The sequence below is a fragment of the Pseudobutyrivibrio sp. UC1225 genome (assembly GCF_900115215.1).
Taxonomy (GTDB): domain Bacteria; phylum Bacillota; class Clostridia; order Lachnospirales; family Lachnospiraceae; genus Pseudobutyrivibrio.
The window spans coordinates 25,406-44,393 of record NZ_FOVQ01000003.1; the positions used below are offsets into that span (position 1 = coordinate 25,406).

17 protein-coding genes and 2 tRNA genes are annotated in these 18,988 nt (G+C 37.9%); all 19 read right to left on the bottom strand.

The genetic code is table 11. From position 1 onward, the window contains the following. Positions 1-10: 10 nt before the first annotated feature. Positions 11-367: a zinc ribbon domain-containing protein gene (locus tag BMZ41_RS05105; RefSeq protein WP_090527408.1), complete on the bottom strand. Its 357-nt coding sequence runs from the start codon at positions 365-367 to the stop codon at positions 11-13. A gap of 87 nt (positions 368-454) precedes the next feature. Continuing rightward, on the bottom strand, positions 455-1,444 hold the full coding sequence (locus BMZ41_RS05110; protein ID WP_090527410.1) for a calcium/sodium antiporter: 990 nt from the start codon (positions 1,442-1,444) through the stop codon (positions 455-457). A gap of 9 nt (positions 1,445-1,453) precedes the next feature. Beyond that, a complete protein-coding gene (locus tag BMZ41_RS05115) occupies positions 1,454-2,044 on the bottom strand; it encodes a manganese efflux pump MntP (protein WP_090527413.1) in 591 nt (196 codons plus the stop codon). Positions 2,045-2,265: 221 nt separating this feature from the next. Continuing rightward, positions 2,266-2,838, bottom strand: coding sequence for a phosphatase PAP2 family protein (locus tag BMZ41_RS05120; protein ID WP_090527416.1), 573 nt, complete (start codon positions 2,836-2,838; stop codon positions 2,266-2,268). A gap of 79 nt (positions 2,839-2,917) precedes the next feature. Then, a complete protein-coding gene (tyrS, locus tag BMZ41_RS05125) occupies positions 2,918-4,138 on the bottom strand; it encodes a tyrosine--tRNA ligase (RefSeq protein ID WP_090527420.1) in 1,221 nt (406 codons plus the stop codon). Positions 4,139-4,231: 93 nt separating this feature from the next. Next, positions 4,232-4,302, bottom strand: a tRNA-Cys gene (locus tag BMZ41_RS05130). A 17-nt stretch (positions 4,303-4,319) separates the two neighbouring features. Beyond that, positions 4,320-4,407 (bottom strand) — tRNA-Ser (locus BMZ41_RS05135). A 152-nt stretch (positions 4,408-4,559) separates the two neighbouring features. Then, positions 4,560-6,296, bottom strand: a complete 1,737-nt coding sequence (locus tag BMZ41_RS05140; protein ID WP_090527423.1) for a peptide ABC transporter substrate-binding protein — start codon at positions 6,294-6,296, stop codon at positions 4,560-4,562. Between the two features lie 81 nt (positions 6,297-6,377). Further along, positions 6,378-7,358: an ABC transporter ATP-binding protein gene (locus BMZ41_RS05145; protein ID WP_090527424.1), complete on the bottom strand. Its 981-nt coding sequence runs from the start codon at positions 7,356-7,358 to the stop codon at positions 6,378-6,380. 2 nt (positions 7,359-7,360) lie between these two features. After that, positions 7,361-8,359, bottom strand: a complete 999-nt coding sequence (locus tag BMZ41_RS05150) for an ABC transporter ATP-binding protein (RefSeq protein WP_090527427.1) — start codon at positions 8,357-8,359, stop codon at positions 7,361-7,363. Positions 8,360-8,373: 14 nt separating this feature from the next. Beyond that, a complete protein-coding gene (locus BMZ41_RS05155; protein WP_090527942.1) occupies positions 8,374-9,441 on the bottom strand; it encodes an ABC transporter permease in 1,068 nt (355 codons plus the stop codon). A 29-nt stretch (positions 9,442-9,470) separates the two neighbouring features. Next, the gene (locus BMZ41_RS05160) at positions 9,471-10,385 is read right to left on the bottom strand and encodes an ABC transporter permease (protein WP_090167187.1); all 915 of its coding nucleotides are present in this window, start codon (positions 10,383-10,385) and stop codon (positions 9,471-9,473) included. A gap of 28 nt (positions 10,386-10,413) precedes the next feature. Then, on the bottom strand, positions 10,414-10,965 hold the full coding sequence (locus BMZ41_RS05165; protein ID WP_090527430.1) for a Fe-S-containing hydro-lyase: 552 nt from the start codon (positions 10,963-10,965) through the stop codon (positions 10,414-10,416). Beyond that, complete coding sequence (locus BMZ41_RS05170) at positions 10,965-11,807, bottom strand: fumarate hydratase (protein ID WP_090527433.1); 843 nt, start codon at positions 11,805-11,807, stop codon at positions 10,965-10,967. Before BMZ41_RS05170 ends, BMZ41_RS05165 begins: the two co-directional genes overlap by 1 nt. A gap of 117 nt (positions 11,808-11,924) precedes the next feature. Further along, positions 11,925-14,459 (bottom strand): DNA gyrase subunit A, encoded by a 2,535-nt coding sequence (gyrA, locus tag BMZ41_RS05175; protein WP_090527436.1) that lies wholly within the window; start codon positions 14,457-14,459, stop codon positions 11,925-11,927. Positions 14,460-14,514: 55 nt separating this feature from the next. Then, the gene (gene gyrB / locus BMZ41_RS05180) at positions 14,515-16,443 is read right to left on the bottom strand and encodes a DNA topoisomerase (ATP-hydrolyzing) subunit B (protein ID WP_090167195.1); all 1,929 of its coding nucleotides are present in this window, start codon (positions 16,441-16,443) and stop codon (positions 14,515-14,517) included. Further along, positions 16,440-17,537 (bottom strand): DNA replication/repair protein RecF, encoded by a 1,098-nt coding sequence (recF, locus tag BMZ41_RS05185; protein WP_090167197.1) that lies wholly within the window; start codon positions 17,535-17,537, stop codon positions 16,440-16,442. The genes gyrB and recF overlap by 4 nt, the downstream gene beginning before the upstream one ends. Beyond that, positions 17,527-17,742 carry a S4 domain-containing protein YaaA gene (gene yaaA, locus BMZ41_RS05190; RefSeq protein WP_090167199.1) on the bottom strand — a complete coding sequence of 72 codons (216 nt, stop codon included), beginning with the start codon at positions 17,740-17,742 and terminating at the stop codon, positions 17,527-17,529. The genes recF and yaaA overlap by 11 nt, the downstream gene beginning before the upstream one ends. After that, positions 17,742-18,857, bottom strand: a complete 1,116-nt coding sequence (gene dnaN / locus BMZ41_RS05195) for a DNA polymerase III subunit beta (RefSeq protein WP_090167201.1) — start codon at positions 18,855-18,857, stop codon at positions 17,742-17,744. The genes yaaA and dnaN overlap by 1 nt, the downstream gene beginning before the upstream one ends. Between the last annotated feature and the right edge of the window lie 131 nt (positions 18,858-18,988).

An 18,988-nucleotide genomic window follows, 5' to 3' on the forward strand; every position in this document is an offset into this window, starting at 1 on the left:
CTAATAACTCCTACTCTTCAAATATATCATCTATTTTTTCTCCACATGAGCTGCAGAACTTGGTGCCATCTTTAACTAAAGCTCCACATTTTGGACAGGCTTTTCCGCCCTTTAACTGCATAATATCATCGGAGATTTCTTTTATTCTTAGGATTACGGCTGTGATTTCTTTAATTTTCTCATCATCCTCATCCTTATGCTCGTCATAGTATTTTTTTCCAAGCTTTTCATAAAGCTTTGTTAATTCCGCTTCTTTAACTTTCTTATCGTATTGAAGCTTGGTCATGTCTCCAGCATTCTGAGCCATTTTTCCAAGGTCCTTTGTGGTATTAACTATACTATCTGATAATTCATCAAAAAATCCCATACTGACCTCCTTCTCAAAACGTTAAAAACCCCTTTAAACCTTTTGATTTTAACACAATAGGTTATTTTTTACCACTATTTACGGTGTTTAGGCAATGCCACCATCACGGATAATTATATATGCTAAATATCCAATATATAGAGCAAGCATTACTACACCCTGAAATCTGCCAAGACTCTTCTTAAAAAAGCACATCATCCAAACAATTACTGAAAAACCAACAAGAATCAAAATATCAATTGCATTAACTGTCATGAATGTAACTGGTGAGATAGCAGCGGCAGTTCCAAGAATCAATAAAATATTGAAAATATTGGAACCAACTACGTTACCAATTGCCATATCAAGCTCATTTTTCTTAGCTGCGACAACTGATGTAACAAGTTCTGGTAAAGATGTTCCAAGTGCTACGATTGTAAGACCTACAAGTGTCTCTGACATACCAAATTTGAGTGCAAGAGTAGTGCAGGAATCTACAACCCAGTCACCACCAAACTTAATGGCAACTGCACCACCTATTATGTAAACAATGCATAGCCATGTTGGAAGATCTACGATTTCCTCCTCAACTTCAACCTCTGCCTCATGAGCTGCAGCTTTTCTAGATTTCTTAGCAGCAGAAAGCATGGATAAAAGGAAAATGATAAATGCAACCAAAAGAATGACACCATCTACATGACCAACTTCATATCCAATAAGTCCCATAACCATAAGTGCTACGGCACAGGCTACTGAAAATGGAAAGTCCTTCTTTATAGTGTCGTCTCCAACCTCCAATACAGAGAAGAGAGCACAGCTTCCAAGTACTACCATAAGGTTGAAAATATTTGAACCTACTACATTTCCAATTGCAAGCTGATTACTTCCTGCCATTGAAGCTGTAACTGAAACAGAAAGCTCTGGAAGAGATGTACCCATAGCAACGATTGTCATACCAATTACAAGGGCTGGTACATGTAGCTTTTTAGCCACTGCAGAAGCACCCTCAACAAAGAAATCTGCACCCTTAATTAGAAAAACAAAACCAACTACCAGTAAAATTAGTGCTCCAGGCACTGTAGAAAAAAATGTAATCATAATATCCTCCTAAAAGCCAAGGGTTATACCCATTGTATGTTCCAGTAATATTTTTGTTCCAATGAAAATAAGGATTATACCACCAACCAGCTGAGCCTTTGCTTTATATCTGTCACCAAAGATATTGCCTACATAAACACCAATTGCTGAAAGGACAAATGTTGTAAATCCAATAATAGAAATAGCCCTTAAGATGTTAAAGCTTTCCTCAAAAGCAAAGGTTACACCACAGGCGAGAGCATCAATACTTGTAGCTATCGCCATAAGAGTAAGTTCTTTGTAATCAAGCGGTGGATCCATCTCCTCCACAACATCTTTTTCTTTCCATTCTTTTACTGCATCAGCTATCATTTTTCCACCGATGTAGAAGAGTAGTATAAATGCAATCCAGTGATCATAGGCTGAAATCTTTTTTGCAAAAGTGTTGCCTACAAGATAACCAATCAGAGGCATCATTGCTTGAAAACCACCAAAAAATAAAGCAATGATTAACATCTGCTTTTTGTTAACCTTTCTCATGGCAAGACCCTTGCAAATTGCTACTGCAAATGCGTCCATGGAAAGGCCAACGCCAATTAGGAAAATGTCCAGTAATCCCATTTTTTAAACTCCTTTTACTATATGTGAGGATATCAAAAAAGACCCACGTGTACGAAAAACGTACACGTGAGTCTCACTATTTAATGTTTGCCAGGTTTATCACCGAGTCTGTTGACAAACAACACATTCATATATTAATGCGCTAGCTACTCCCTCACGAAGATGTATACAATATACTAAACATTCATGAATGAGTCAACCAGACTAAGACCTGAATATTACTAAATACTTGTTTTTTTGCTGTATTTCTTATAGAAGTACTCAACTATAAAATAGCTTACAATACCACCACAAATACCAACGCAGGTTCCTGCTAATACATCTGTTGGCCAATGAACAAATACATATAGTCGACTAATAGCAATCATTGCTGCAAGCACTAATGCAGGAATACCGAGCTTCTTGTTTCTAGTGAAGATAGCTGTAGCAACTGCAAAGCTGGCATTTGAATGACCTGAAGGAAATGAAAAGTCATGAGGAACATTTACGAGTAACTGTACCTCTGGCTCAAGCCAGCATGGTCTGCATCTCATGATAGAAGGCTTTAAAATCAAATTACAAACGATAACTGTAAGAATAAGTGAGATAGTAGCCTGGACACCTATTTTTCTATTGAAAGGCATCACAAGTAGCAGTAAAACAACAACTATCCAAAACCATCCTGCATTTCCTAAAAAGGTAATCTTTGGAACAATAAAATCTAAAACTGAATTGTGAATACTTTGAAACCAATGAAGTAAATCTAATTCCCAGTCGAAATAGAAAACCTTTGAACTCTCGATTATAGCTTCCATAATTATTTATAACTCCTTTAAAACAAAATAGTGCCAGGACCATCGCCCCAGCACTTATTGTAAATGTAAAATGTGTTTTTTATGCTTCAATCTTGCAGAATGATTTCTTGCCCTTCTTAAGCATGAATTCTTCTGCAAATGCATCTTTTTCGTAAGATGCGAATGGATCTACAACCTTCTCACCATTTACAGAAACACCACCCTGTGTTACAGCTCGACGAGCTTCTGCACGGCTTGCTGTAAGTCCAGCAGATACAAGAATCTGAAGGATGTCTACCTTACCATCTCTGAAATCTTCTGCTGAAAGAGTGTGGCATGGTACGTTCTCAGAATTTGCACCACCTGCAAAGAGAGCCTTTGAAGCCTCGCGAGCCTTATCTGCTTCCTCTGTTCCATGAACCATCTGTGTAAGCTCATAAGCTAAGATATCCTTTGCTTCGTTGAGCTGAGCACCTTCCCAGCTGTCCATCTTCTGGATTTCTTCAATTGGAAGGAATGTAAGCATACGAATGCACTTAAGAACATCTGCATCGCCTACGTTTCTCCAGTACTGATAGAACTCGAAAGGTGTAGTCTTGTTAGGATCAAGCCATACTGCGTTACCAGCTGTCTTACCCATCTTCTTACCCTGTGAATCAGTGAGAAGAGTAATAGTCATAGCATGAGCGTCTTTACCAAGCTTACGTCTGATAAGCTCTGTACCACCAAGCATGTTAGACCACTGATCGTCACCACCAAACTCGAGGTTACAGTTGTATTTCTGGAACATGTAATAGAAGTCATAAGACTGCATAATCATGTAGTTGAACTCAAGGAAAGAAAGACCCTTTTCCATACGCTGCTTGTAGCACTCTGCACGAAGCATGTTATTAACTGAGAAACATGCACCTACTTCACGAAGTAACTCAACGTAGTTAAGATTAAGAAGCCAGTCAGCGTTGTTAACCATAAGAGCTTTTCCATCAGAGAAATCAATAAAACGCTCCATCTGCTTTTTAAAGCACTCAGCGTTGTGATCGATATCCTCACGAGTAAGCATCTTTCTCATGTCTGTACGACCTGAAGGATCACCAATCATAGTAGTGCCACCGCCGATAAGGGCGATTGGCTTGTTACCAGCCATTTGAAGTCTCTTCATAAGTGTGAGAGCCATAAAGTGACCGGCTGTAAGGCTGTCTGCAGTACAATCAAAACCTATATAGAAAGTTGCCTTGCCCTCATTAATTAATTTTTTAATTTCTTCTTCGTTCGTTACCTGGGCTATCAGGCCACGAGCTACTAACTCGTCATAAATTGTCATTGCATTTCCTCCTTACTTTATTTCAATAGTTAGTATATTTAATTATAAACAAAAATCCCTCGCCCCCATTACTAGGGTCGAGGGATTTGAAAGAGGTGCCAACCAGATTTGAACTGGTGATAGAGGTGTTGCAGACCTTTGCCTTACCACTTGGCTATGGCACCATGTATAACAAGTAAAACGGAGAAGGAGGGATTTGAACCCTCGCGCCGGTTGCCCGACCTACACCCTTAGCAGGGGCGCCTCTTCGGCCTCTTGAGTACTTCTCCAAGTTGTAGGTAATTACTTATTTTGTTTCGACGCAAGTGTTATTCTACTAGAGTAATACACCAATGTCAATAAAAAAATGGGGAAATCTTTACGATTTCCCCAAGTTTTTTTTCTCAACCTTTAAGTAGTTTTAAAACTAGTGAAATCCGCCTTAATTAGCTGACTTTTCTGCATACATGAAGTACTTATTCTGATTAAGTGAAGTATAGATTCCTGTTACGTTTGACTTCTGAAGATAGATATCATTGTAGTAGTAGATAGGTACTACTGCATTTGTCTCCATAAGCATATCCTCAGCTTCACGCATAAGGTCTACACGAGCTGCGAAATCTGTTGTGTTGTAAATCTTCTGGATATGCTCGTCATATTCCTTCCATGAAGGTGCAGAAGAGTTGCTTGAATCCTTACCTAACTGCATATCGTTGTTACCACCATTTGAAAGCCACATCTCAAGCATGTTGATAGGATCGTTAAAGTCTGCAATCCATCCTTCACGAGCAATATCAAACTTACCAGCTTTTCTATCCTCAAGGAATACATTCCAGTCCTCTGTCTCAATTTTAACATCGATGCCTACAAGGCCCCAATCCTGCTGAATACAAGCAGCTACAGCTTCGTGACCAGTTCCTGCATTTGTCATATATGTTACTTCAAGTGCTGGGCTAATCTTATATCCGCCGTTACCATCAGATTCGAATGAATAACCGCACTCTTCAAGAAGACTAACTGCTTCTTCAACCTTACCTGCACCTGTTTCTTTAGCATCATAGTAACCAAAGTCATCTGCTTCAAATACGCCACCGTTACCATCAGCCATTCCATCTGGAATGAATGTATCTGCTGGAACCTGTCCTGTCTGACCTACAGTATCAACGATGTACTGTCTATCAATAAGAAGAGAAAGAGCCTTTCTCATCTTGTTAGCCTGATCAGCAGTAAGACCCTTGAATAAATCTGAATTTACGTTAAATCCTACGTAATATGTTCCAAGAGTATCAATTACATGGAACTCTGGGCTATTAAGAAGTGACTGAATCTCATCGTTAGGTACAGTATCAGCAAAGTCGATATCGCCTGCATTGTAAGCAGCATAGATAGCTGTATCATCTGCTGAAAGCATGAACTCAAGCTTCTCAAGCTTTACATCATCTGCTCTGTAGAAGTTAGGGTTCTTCTCATAGACCATAGACTCGTTGTGCTTCCACTCTTTAAGAGTAAATGCACCGTTTGATACGAAGCCTGGCTCCTGTGCCCAAGCACCTGGCTGTGTACCGTCTGTGTTAGCCGCCTCAACATCTGGCTGGTAAACAGGCATGAATGTTGGGAATGCAAGAAGATCATAGAAGTATGCACAAGGTGCATTAAGCTTTACTGTAAGTGTGTAATCATCAGTTGCCTCAATCTGAAGTGTACCATCTCCATTTGTAGCGATTGGAGCAAACATATAAGCATAGTCAGCTGCTGTTTCCTCAGCTACTGCACGGTTCCAGCTATATACAAAATCGTTAGCTGTAAGTGCCTCTCCGTTAGACCAATTTGACTCAATAAGCTTGATTGTGTATGTAAGTCCGTCCTCAGATACCTCTGGCTCGCCATCTGCAAGGGCTGGTACACAGTTGTTGTTTTCATCGTATGTATAAAGACCTACAAATGAATTAACTGCAAGACAAGCTCCATCAACTGATGAGTTAAGTGCTGGATCGAGATAATCTGGCTCTGATGCAAGATTAAGTCTAAGTGTTGTTGTGTCTGTGTCTACTGCTGTAGCTTCTGCTGGTGCAGCTTCTGAACCGCTTTCTGTACTTGGAGCTGCGTTCTTATTTCCACATGCTACAAGGCTAGCTGCCATAGAAGCTACGAGTAAAACTGCGATAAGTTTCTTTTTCATGCTTCTTTTCTCCTTTTTTATGTTTTACTTTTTATCTCAAGCCCGAAAGCTTAAAACCATATTAATTGACAATTGTGTATTTTATTTGTTCCAACAAGCAACAAAATGTCTGTTGCCTCTGTCTGTAAGTGGTGGCATTTCCTTTGCGCACTGCTCTGTTGCATATCTACATCTAGTTCTGAAAGGACATCCACTTGGCATCTTAAGTGGACTTGGAACATCTCCCTCAAGAATAATTCGCTGACTCTTTCTAGCAATATTTGGGTCTGGAATAGGTACAGCTGATAGAAGAGAGAGAGTATAAGGATGAATAGGATTGTTATTTAAGTCATCCGCATCCGCAATTTCCATCATATGTCCTAAGTACATAACAGCAATTCTGTCAGAAATGTGATGAACAACCAGTAGGTCGTGAGCGATGAAGAGGTATGCAACTCCGAGCTTTTCCTGCAATTCCTCAAACATATTTACAACCTGTGCCTGAATAGAAACATCAAGGGCTGAAACTGGCTCATCACAAACAATAAACTTTGGATTAACTGCAAGTGCTCTTGCAATACCAATTCGCTGTCTCTGTCCGCCTGAGAACTCGTGAGCATAACGCATGGCGTGCTCAGCATTAAGTCCTACAGTTTCCATAAGTGAAAGAATTTTATCGCGGCGCTCACCCTTAGAAGAGTAGAGCTTATGAACATCAAGAGGTTCTCCGATAATATCCTCAACTGTCATTCTTGGATCAAGTGATGAATATGGATCCTGGAATACCATCTGCATCTGCTTACGGTATGGATGCATATTTACATCAATTTTTTTCTCACTATCAAAAAGAACATCTCCATCAAATACAATACGTCCGGCTGTTGGCTGGTAGAGACGAAGAAGAGTACGACCAACTGTTGTCTTACCACAGCCTGACTCCCCAACTAGTCCAAGTGTTTCCCCTGGTTTAATTGCAAATGAAATATCATCAACCGCCTTAAGGGGTACTGTTCTAAAACCTTCCTTTATTGGAAAGTACTGCTTTAAATGTTCAACCTCAAGGAGGTATTTTTCTTCACTCATTATTATGCCTCCTTACTTTCGTATAATTTTTTTACATTCATCCAGCAGCTAGCCAAGTGTGAATCACTGATTCTAAGCTCATCTGGTACTTCCTTAAGACAAATTTTCATTGCCTCATCACAACGAGGACAGAATGCACAGCCCTCAGGCATATTAAGAAGATTGATTGGTGTACCACCGATTGGTACTAATTTTTCGTTCATATTGTCTGTACGTGGGATTGAACGAAGAAGTCCCTTTGTATATTCGTGGGCAGGAGAGTAGAAAATATCATCTGCTGTACCACGCTCACATACACGTCCACCATACATTACAAGAATTTCATCACACATTGATGCAATAACACCAAGGTCATGTGTAACCATAATGATTGCCATTCCAAGCTTTTTCTGAAGATCCTGCATAAGCTCGAGAATCTGTGCCTGGATTGTAACATCAAGGGCAGTAGTAGGTTCATCAGCAATAAGAATGTCTGGCTCACAGGCAAGTGCCATAGCAATCATGTCACGCTGTCTCATACCACCTGAATGCTCGTGTGGATACTGCTTAAGTCTCTTTTCTGGATCATTTACACCAACAAGTTTAAGAAGCTCAATTGCTCTTTCCTTTGCCTGAGCTCTATTTTTGTTTGTGTGAAGCATGATTGCTTCCTCAAGCTGATAACCAACAGTAAATACTGGGTTTAAGCTAGTCATTGGATCCTGGAAGATGATAGAACACTTACTTCCTCTAAATTTCTGCATTTCCTTTTCAGAATATTTTGTTATATCTTCGCCCTTAAACAAAACTTCACCGCCTGTGATACGTCCTGTCTGGGCAAGTATTTGCATTATTGAATATGCTGTAACTGATTTTCCTGAACCAGATTCTCCTACAATACCAAGTGTTTTTCCTGGTTCAAGATTAAATGAAATACCGTTTACAGCCTTGACCTCACCTGCATCTGTAAAAAAGCTTGTATGGAGGTCTTTTACTTCAAGTACATATTTTGAATCTGCCATAATATCCTCCTAAATTAATCAAGCTTTGTATCAAATGCATCTCTAAGTCCATCACCAAGAAGGTTGAGTGCAAGTACTATTAAGCAAATAATAACTGCTGGAATAACAAGTCTTGCTGGATAAGACTGCATACCGGCTCTTGCATCATTGGCTAAGGAACCAAGTGATGAAAGTGGTTCTGAAACACCAAGTCCTAAGAATGCCAAGTAGCTTTCTGTAAAGATTGCACTAGGAATCTGAAGGGCAGTGGTAATAATGATTACTGATAAACAGTTAGGTAAAATATGCTTTCTAAGAATTTTACCGTTTGATGTACCAATACATCTTGCAGCAAGTACGTATTCGTTATTCTTGATTGTAAGAATCTGGCCTCTGATAAGACGTGCCATACTTACCCAATAAAGAAGACCAAATACAATAAACATTGAAATCATATTTGCTCCCAATTTTGAAAAGACTGTTCCAGCCAGTTTTCCTGCAAGATTTTCTTTAAGAACAACTGAAATCAAAATGATAATAAGCATATCAGGAAGAGAATATATGATATCAACAATTCTCATCATAATAAGGTCAACTTTTCCACCAAAGTAACCAGCTATTGAACCATAAATAATACCGATAAGTACTACCATGATTGCTGCAATGATACCTACAGAAAGACTAACTCTTGTTCCATAGATAACACGAATGAAGTAGTCTCTACCTAAACTATCTGTTCCAAAAATATGTGGGAAAAGATCCTCTCCTGTTTCTCTCATATATTGAAGTTCTCTATCTGAATACATAAAGAATCCAAGGTTGGCACTACCCTTATCTCGAACTCCATTTACTGAAATAATCTGGTCGTATGAGTAAGGTACAATGTGTGGTGCAATGATAATTATTAAAATAATAAGTGCAAGTACTACGATACTTCCCATAGCAAGTGGATTCTTGCGAAGGCGTCTCATACCATCCTTGAAAAATGTTGTAGACTCACCCATAACGTCCTGCTGACGTTTTTCCTCATCTGTCGCCTTTTCAAAATTTGCTGAGCTGAATTTTGAAAGATCTACCTGTGCTGACAGGAGGCTTTTCTTCATTTCTGTATTTTCCAATTTTCTAATTCCTCCTAATCAAGCTTAATTCTAGGGTCAACAAATTTATAAACAATGTCAGTTAGCAAGTTTGCAACTACCATAAGAATTGCAAGGAATATTGTTACTGCCATGATTGTTGTATAGTCTCTGTTTGTTATTGATGTGACAAATGTTGAGCCAAGTCCACCGATTGTGAAAATGTTCTCTACAACCATCGATCCAGTTAAAATATATGCAACCATTGGTCCAACATAAGTGATTACTGGAATAAGTGCATTTCTAAGGGCATGTAAGAAAATTACTTTTACCTTTGAAACACCTTTTGCTCTGGCTGTTCTGATGTAATCTTGATTTAGAGCATCTAACATACTTGTCTTTGTAAGACGAGTAATATAAGCCATAGGATATACAGCAAGTGCAATTACTGGAAGTGTATAGTTTGGTTCTGAACTTAAACTAACTACAGGGAACCATCCGAGTCTTACACAAAATACTAAAAGTAGAAGAGTAGCAAGAACGAAGGATGGCATTGCCGTTCCTAAAGTTGTGAAGAAAATAATCAATCTATCAGGTAATTTATTTCGATTCAATGCTGCGATTGCACCGAGAATGATTCCGATAATAATAGCTACAATTGCTGCTCTTCCTCCAAGTTTTGCAGATACAGAAAACTTTGAAATCATATCAGCCCAAATAGGACGACCTGAATGTAAAGAGATTCCCCAATCCCCATGAAGCAAATTTTTCATGTAGAGAACATATTGCTCTCCAACGGGTTTATCCAGATTGTATCTGGCCTCCAATGTTGCAATAACAGCTGGAGATGTGGCCTTTTCTTTGTTGAAAGGACCGCCTGGAATAGCGTTCATAGCGAAGAAAGTAATCATTGTTATTATCCAAATGGACACTATAGCCAGCAAAATTCTTTTTGCGATATACTTTGCCAAATCATTAAACTCCTTTTCTTTCTTTAATCTATATTTGACTAAATTCTTTGATAGCAGTTTCGTATAGATTATTTCCTTCACTGTCTACAACAACAATTACTGGAAAGTCTTCTACATATAGCTTTCTAATGGCTTCTGCACCTAAGTCATCGTAGCAAACTATCTCAGAACTTTTTATACATTTTGATAGTAGTGCACCTGCGCCTCCAACAGCTGCAAAGTAAACACCTTTATTTCTAACTATGGCGTCTATTACCTCTGGTGTTCTTTTGCCTTTTCCTATCATTGCCTTCATTCCAAGGTCTAATAATCTCGGAGCGTATTTATCCATACGACTAGCAGTGGTAGGACCTGCGGAACCAATTGGTCTTCCTGGTCTAGCAGGAGATGGTCCCATATAATAAATTGTGCAATTTTCTATTGGTATTGGAAGTTTTTCTCCCTTATTTAGAGCTTCATTCATGCGTCCGTGGGCTGCATCTCTTGCAACATATATTGTTCCCGAAATATAACAATAGTCTCCAGCATGAAGTGAAGTAGCAATTTCTGATGTTATTGGTGTATTAATCCTATGCTCCATTATAATTCCCTCGTTATATGTCTATTTACGTGACAGCAAATATTAATTGCAACTGGCAATCCTGCAATATGGGTTGCATATGTATTAATATTTACTGCAAGAGCAGTAGTAGTACCACCAAGTCCGCCTGGACCAATGCCAAGCTTATTTATCTTTTCAAGCATTTCATCCTCTAATTCCTTTACCCAAGGTATATCAGGACGCTTTGAAAATTCTCTTGTAAGTGCCTGCTTAGCCATAAGTGCTGATTTTTCGAAGGTTCCTCCGATTCCTACACCTACCACCATTGGTGGACAGGCATTTGGACCAGCATCCTTTACTGCTGTAAGAATTGCTTCTTTTACGCCTTCAATTCCATCTGCAGGCTTTAGCATAAATACTCGGCTCATATTTTCTGAGCCAAAGCCTTTCGGAGCAAGTGTAATTTTAAGTCCATCTCCAGCAACTAAATCGTAATGAATTATTGCCGGTGTGTTGTCTCCAGTATTCACTCGCTCAATTGGATCACCTACCACAGATTTTCGTAGGTATCCCTCTGTATATCCCAGTCGCACTCCCTCGTTAATGGCATCTGTCAAAAGGCCTCCTTCTATGTGAAGTTCCTGACCTACTTCAACAAAAAATACTGCCATTCCTGTATCCTGACAAATCGGTATTTGTTCTTTGTCAGCTATATTTAGATTTTCTTGAAGCTGGTTTAAAATTTTCTTACCAAGCTCTGATTTTTCGGTATTAACTGCTTTTTTTAAGGCTGTATTCATATCTTCTGAAAGATAATGATTAGCCTGTATGCACATTTCTTTTACTGTGTCTCGTACAACTGTTGTCTGTAAATTCTTCATTATTATACCCTGATAATACTTTACATTATTCTCACTTTAAATCATTAAAGTGTTTATTTAACAAAAAAGGGACTGCTATCTAAATAAATAACAGCCCCATTGCTATTATGTTAAATACTATTCTTCGGTTGTTGAACCTTCATTTAATTCTTCAACCTCTTCTGCGAGTATTGTATCACTTTTTCTAACTTTTGCAATACTAATTAACTTAGTATTTTCTTTTAGATCAATTAATTTTACTCCAGAAGTAATTCTGCTAAGAAGAGTAGTACCAGCAACCTCAATTCTGATGATTGTACCTGCTGTATTTATAAGCATTACCTCGTCATCCTTTTCTACTGCCTTAGCACCAATAAGATTACCTGTCTTCTCAGTAATCTTGTAACATTTAACACCCTTACCACCACGGTGGATAGTGTTAAATTCTGTCATAAGTGTACACTTACCAAGACCATTTTCTGAAACAGTCATAAGGCTCTCACCCTGAGAGATAAGCTGCATTCCAATGATTTCATCATCAGCAGAAAGATTCATACCAATAACACCCATTGTTGCACGACCAGTCGGACGAACCTCAGTCTCGCTGAAGCGAATTGCCTGACCATACTTTGTAACCATGATTACATCTTCGTCACCATCAGTAAGCTTAACCTCGATAAGTGTATCGTCATCACGAAGAGTGATAGCTGTAAGACCATTCTTTCTGATATTGTCGTATTCAGTAATCTTTGTCTTCTTAACAAAACCATCAGCCGTAGCCATGAAGAGGTATTTATCCTCATGATAATCCTCGATAGGAATCATAGCTGTAATTTTTTCATCAGGCTGAAGCTGAAGAATATTAACAATTGCAATTCCTCGGCTTGTACGGCTAGATTCTGGAATTTCGTACGCCTTTATACGGTAAACTCGTCCTTTGTTTGTAAAGAAGAGAAGATAATCGTGAGAAGACATCATGAGCATTTCAGTAACATAATCCTCATCGATGGTCTCCATACCCTTGATTCCCTTACCACCTCTATGCTGAGCCTTGAAGTTGTCTTCGTTCATACGCTTGATATATCCAAGCTTTGTGAAGGTAACAACTGTATTAGTAACAGGAATCATATCCTCCATGCTGATATCGAACTCATCGAATCCGATAGATGTACGTCTGTCGTCACCGTACTTATCAGCGATTTCAGTGATTTCAGTTTTGATTACACCGAGAAGAATCTTCTCATTACCTAATATTGCCTTCAATTTTCCAATTAAAATCTGTAAATCATCATATTCCTTCTGAATCTTGTCACGCTCCAAACCTGTGAGTGCACGGAGACGCATATCAACAATAGCCTGTGCCTGAGCATCTGAAAGACCAAAACGCTCCATCAATGTGGCCTTTGCTGAATTTACATCAGCGGAACTTCTGATAATCTGAATTACTTCATCAATGTTATCAAGAGCAATGAGCAAGCCCTCTAAAATATGAGCGCGCTCCTCAGCCTTATTAAGCTCGAACTTAGTACGACGTGTTACAACATCCTTCTGATGATCGAGGTAGTGCACAAGCATCTGCTTAAGATTGAGAATCTTTGGCTGATTATTTACAAGTGCAAGCATAATAACACCGAAAGTATCCTGAAGCTGAGTGTGCTTGTAAAGCTGATTCAAAATGATGTTAGGATTTACATCACGGCGAAGCTCGATACAAACACGGATACCTTCACGAGATGACTCATCACGAAGATCTGTGATTCCATCAATCTTTTTATCCTTAACAAGCTTAGCGATATTCTCGATAAGTCTTGCTTTATTAACCATGTATGGAAGCTCAGTAACAACAATTCTGTTCTTACCATTATCCATAGGCTCGATTTCTGAAACTGCACGAACTCTAATTTTAGCACGTCCAGTTCTGTAAGCTTCTTCGATACCTGTCTTTCCAAGGATTACTCCACCAGTAGGAAAATCAGGTCCCTTTACAATATCAAGAAGCTCATCGATTTCTGTTTCTCTATCTTCTTCTACCTGGTTATCAATAATTTTATTTACAGCACCAATGATTTCACGAAGATTGTGAGGTGGAATATTGGTAGCCATACCTACAGCGATACCAGTAGTACCATTAACGAGAAGGTTAGGATAGCGGGCAGGAAGAACAGTTGGTTCCTTCTCAGTCTCATCAAAGTTTGGCATGAAATCTACGCCATCCATATCGATATCTTTACCAGTGGTGAATTTCTCATCCTTGTAATTGATACCGAACATAGTCATAGAAATCTTAGAAAGACGAGCCTCTGTGTATCGCATAGCAGCGGCACCATCGCCATCCTCTGAACCAAAGTTTCCATGTCCATCTACAAGTGGGTAACGAGTATTCCATTCCTGAGCCATATTAACTAGAGCTCCGTAAATAGAACTATCACCATGAGGGTGATATTTACCCATTGTATCACCGACAATACGTGCACATTTTCTGTGTGGCTTGTCAGGACCATTGTTCAATTCAATCATAGAGAAGAGAACTCTACGCTGAACTGGTTTTAAACCATCTCTTACATCAGGAAGTGCACGTGAGGCAATAACGCTCATGGCATAATCGATGTAACTGGTCTCCATTGTTTCTTTTAGATCAACATCATGAATGTTATCAAAAATTTTGTCGTCCATAGTTTTCCTTTATCTTTTGCTTTTTGGGGCGAAGCCCCGATTTTTATATAAAAAATTAGATATCTAAGTTCTGAACATACTTAGCGTTCTGCTCAATGAATTCACGTCTTGGCTCAACCTTATCTCCCATAAGAGTAGAGAATGTAACGTTGATTTCAGATGCATCCTCATCATCGATTACTACACGCTTAAGAATTCTCTTTTCAGGATCCATTGTTGTCTCCCAAAGCTGCTCAGCATCCATCTCACCAAGTCCCTTGTATCGCTGAATCTTGTTATTATTGTCACGACCAACCTCAGTAAGAATTTTATTTAATTCCTCATCAGAATATGCATACCAAACCTTTTTATTTTTCTCCAACTTGTAAAGTGGAGGAGTAGCAAGATATACATAACCCTGCTTAATAAGCTCTGGCATAAATCTGTAAAGGAATGTAAGCATAAGTGTGGCGATGTGAGCACCGTCAACGTCGGCATCAGTCATGATAATAATCTTGTGATAACGAAGCTTTGAAATATCAAAGTCTTCATGAATACCTGTACCGAATGCTGTAATCATTGCCTTAATCTCGGCGTTTCCGTAGATTCTGTCCTCGCGGGCTTTTTCTACGTTAAGAATTTTTCCACGAAGTGGAAGAATAGCCTGAGTTGCACGGCTTCTTGCTTTCTTAGCAGAACCACCAGCGGAATCTCCCTCTACGATAAAAATTTCACAGTTCTTAGGATCCTTATCTGAACAGTCAGCAAGCTTTCCTGGAAGTGACATTCCTTCAAGAGCTGTCTTTCTACGAGTAAGATCACGAGCTTTACGAGCTGCCTCTCTTGCTCGCTGCGCAAGCAGCGATTTTTCGCATATATTTTTAGCAATTGTAGGATTCTGCTCTAAGAACCATGTAAGCTGCTCTGAAACTATTGCATCAACAGCTCCTCTTGCCTCAGAATTTCCAAGCTTTTGCTTTGTCTGACCTTCAAACTGTGGCTCCTCAATCTTGATAGAAATGATAGCAGTAAGACCTTCACGAATATCATCACCATCAAGCTGTGGATCGCTGTCCTTTAAAATCTTATTATCTCTAGCGTATTTATTAAATACCTTTGTAAGAGCTCCTCTAAAACCAGTAAGATGAGTACCACCTTCTGGAGTAACGATATTATTTACATAACTGTAGGCCTGATCCTGGAATCCGTCGTTGTGCTGCATAGCAACTTCAACGTAGATATTGTCTCTTGTACCTTCACAGTAAATAACCTCATCATAAAGAGCTTCATTACCACGGTTAATATACTGAACAAATTCCTTGATTCCACCCTCGTAATGGAAGCTTTCCTCTCTAGGCTCATCACCTCTTGTATCTGTAAGAGTTATACGAAGTCCCTTTGTAAGGAATGCAGTCTCACGAAGTCTAACCTTTAATGTCTTAAAATCAAAGATAGTTGTCTCAAATATTGTCTCGTCTGGTAGAAATGTGACCTTAGTTCCTGTCTCTTCTACTGGGCAGGTACCAATTTCTTTAAGTGGATACATAGTCTTTCCACGCTCATATCTCTGCTTAAAGATTTTTCCTTCACGCTTAATTTCTACTTCAACCCAATTTGAAAGGGCATTAACAACAGAAGCACCAACACCGTGAAGACCACCAGATACCTTGTATCCGCCACCGCCGAACTTTCCACCGGCATGAAGAACTGTAAATACAACCTCAACCGCTGGAATACCAGCTTTACTGTTGATTCCTGTAGGAATGCCACGACCATCGTCCACAACAGTAATTGAATTATCTGGATTAATTGTTACCTGAATATGGGTACAAAATCCTGCAAGCGCCTCATCAACAGCATTATCAACTATCTCATATACCAAGTGATGAAGACCTCTTTCAGATGTAGAACCTATATACATACCAGGGCGCTTTCTAACTGCTTCAAGTCCCTCTAAGATTTGTATTTGATCTGCACCATATTCCTGATTAACTTCTTGACTCACCTTTGTTCCTCCGTAATTAAATCTATAGAACCATTTGTTACTTTATACACTGTATTAAGCATAAATCTATTTTTTACAAATTCATCAATACCTGTGCAGGTAATGATTGTCTGCGTATCAAGTAGATTATCTAATAAATAACTTTGACGATTTTTATCAAGCTCTGATAAAACATCATCTAAAAGTAATATTGGTTTATCGTTTATTGTATCTTCTACAAGCTTTATTTCTGAAAGCTTAAGTGAGAGAGCGCATGTACGCTGCTGTCCCTGACTTCCAAATTTTCTAATATCAATTCCATCAACTGTAATTTTAATGTCATCCCTGTGAGGACCAACACTAGTCTGACAGAATCTTAAATCCTTTTCTTTGTTATTCACTAATTCATCAAGAAAAAAGATATCCTCGATATTTGGCTCATAGCTGACATTTATATTTTCTTTACCGCCAGTAATTTTACTGTGAATATCTTTAACTATAATGTTGATATCATCAATAAATTTTTGACGTCTTGTTATTATCTTTTTACCATAATTAATTAATTGCTCATCCCAAATTGGTAGAGTTTCTTTTAATTCTGGCTTATATATAATTTCTTTTAAAAGGGTATTTCTTTGATTAAGAGCTTTATTGTAATTAGTTAAGTCTGAAAGATATATTTTATCAATCTGACAAAGCTCTGCATCCATAAATTTTCTTCTCTCAGCAGGACCATTCTTGATTATATTTAAATCCTCTGGAGAGAAAAAAATTATATTTATAAGACCAAATAAATCCGCAGCTTTTTTTATTGGAACCCTATTAATAGCTATTCCTTTGGATTTATTTTTTTTCAAATGAATATCTATTTGATAATCTCTGTCATTTTTTGAAATGACAGTTTTAATATGACTTTCATTTTTATCAAATTTGATAATTTCTTTATCACGACTGCCTTTATGAGATTTTGTAGTACCTGATAAATATGCAGCCTCTAATATATTAGTTTTACCTTGGGCGTTGTCACCAAAGAGAATAGTAGTATGCTCATCAAAATTAATATTTAATGATTCATAATTTCTAAAATTCTCTAACTCAATGGATTTAATTATCATTAGTAACTGTTACGCTTTCTCCATTAAATTCTACAACATCACCTGGGTAAACCTTCTTACCTCGACGAGTTTCAACTTCGCCATTATACTTTACAAGACCATCTTCAATAACTTCTTTAGCCATTGCACCTGATTCAACAAGGTTAGCAAGCTTAAGAAGCTGGCCTAATTTTATAAATTCATCTCTAATTTGAATCTTTTCCATTAATTTGCTCCTGGATTATTAAAGTTTACAGGAAGAACAATGTAAATGAAGGAACCTTCATCATCTTTAATGAAGCATGGGCTCTTAGCATTAAGCATGTAAAGATTGATTTCTTCATCATCTATAACCTTGAGGGCATCCATTACAAACTTTGGATTAAATCCAATCATAATATCCTTACCCTCTTTAACAATATCAATATCTTCATTCATTGAACCAATAAATGATGAAATTGAAAGTGACATTGTAGATCCTGCAGCATTAACAATGATAGGTTTCTTATCTCCCTCGTTAACAAGGATAGTAGCTCTATCAATACAATCAAAGAATTCTCTTTTATTAATCTTAATCTTTGTTTCATAATCAGCAGAAAGCATCTGCTCAATTTTGAAATATTCACCTTCAATGATTCTTGAAACAACAGTAGTCTGATCAAACTCAAAAATAATGTGATTATCAGTAACGAAGATATTTACTTCATCATCAATACCACCATCTACAATCTTAATGATTTCGTTAAGTGTCTTCTTTGGAACAACAACTTTAACATCATCAGCTGGATTTTTAAGTTCAACATTTCTAATTGAAACTCTATGTCCATCAAGGGCAACAACCTTAAGCTTATTATCCTTAATTTCAATAAGCTCACCTGTCATCATCTTATTATTTTCATTATCAGCTACTGAGAAGATAGTCTGTCTAATGATATCTCTAAGAGTAAGCTGAGAAATAATGATTGGCTGGTTTCTCTGAATATTTGGAAGATAAGAGAAATCTTCACCAGATTTTCCTATAATGTCAAACTTAGCTTTTTCACATGTGATTGATGTCTTATATGAAGAATCTGTTTCAATAGTAACTTCATTATCAGGAAGCTTTCTTACAATCTCAGAAAACTTCTTTGCATCAAGAGCTATGATGCCTCTTTCAGAAATAGTTCCATTTACAATAGTTTCTATTCCTATTTCCATATCATTAGCAGTAAGTTTAATCTCTCCAGCTGAAGCATCAATAAGAATGCATTCAAGTATTGCCATTGTAGTTCTTGTTGGAACCGCTTTTGAAACAATATTTACACCTTTAACAAGGTCGGATTTTTGACAAGTGATTTTCATTGGTGTTCTCCCTTTCAAAAAAAATAAATAAATAAAATATATATTCTTAGTACTCTTATTATAGGTTGTGGATTTGTATATAACTGTGAAACACCAGTATCTACACGTAAAACATGGTCTAATAACTTTTA

Coding starts and splice junctions, on each gene's coding strand:
- BMZ41_RS05105 (WP_090527408.1), bottom strand. CDS start 367: ATGGGATTTTTTGATGAATTATCAGATAGTATAGTTAATACCACAAAG.
- BMZ41_RS05110 (WP_090527410.1), bottom strand. CDS start 1,444: ATGATTACATTTTTTTCTACAGTGCCTGGAGCACTAATTTTACTGGTA.
- BMZ41_RS05115 (WP_090527413.1), bottom strand. CDS start 2,044: ATGGGATTACTGGACATTTTCCTAATTGGCGTTGGCCTTTCCATGGAC.
- BMZ41_RS05120 (WP_090527416.1), bottom strand. CDS start 2,838: ATGGAAGCTATAATCGAGAGTTCAAAGGTTTTCTATTTCGACTGGGAA.
- tyrS (WP_090527420.1), bottom strand. CDS start 4,138: ATGACAATTTATGACGAGTTAGTAGCTCGTGGCCTGATAGCCCAGGTA.
- BMZ41_RS05140 (WP_090527423.1), bottom strand. CDS start 6,296: ATGAAAAAGAAACTTATCGCAGTTTTACTCGTAGCTTCTATGGCAGCT.
- BMZ41_RS05145 (WP_090527424.1), bottom strand. CDS start 7,358: ATGAGTGAAGAAAAATACCTCCTTGAGGTTGAACATTTAAAGCAGTAC.
- BMZ41_RS05150 (WP_090527427.1), bottom strand. CDS start 8,359: ATGGCAGATTCAAAATATGTACTTGAAGTAAAAGACCTCCATACAAGC.
- BMZ41_RS05155 (WP_090527942.1), bottom strand. CDS start 9,441: ATGAAGAAAAGCCTCCTGTCAGCACAGGTAGATCTTTCAAAATTCAGC.
- BMZ41_RS05165 (WP_090527430.1), bottom strand. CDS start 10,965: ATGGAGCATAGGATTAATACACCAATAACATCAGAAATTGCTACTTCA.
- BMZ41_RS05170 (WP_090527433.1), bottom strand. CDS start 11,807: ATGAAGAATTTACAGACAACAGTTGTACGAGACACAGTAAAAGAAATG.
- gyrA (WP_090527436.1), bottom strand. CDS start 14,459: ATGGACGACAAAATTTTTGATAACATTCATGATGTTGATCTAAAAGAA.
- recF (WP_090167197.1), bottom strand. CDS start 17,537: ATGATAATTAAATCCATTGAGTTAGAGAATTTTAGAAATTATGAATCA.
- yaaA (WP_090167199.1), bottom strand. CDS start 17,742: ATGGAAAAGATTCAAATTAGAGATGAATTTATAAAATTAGGCCAGCTT.
- dnaN (WP_090167201.1), bottom strand. CDS start 18,857: ATGAAAATCACTTGTCAAAAATCCGACCTTGTTAAAGGTGTAAATATT.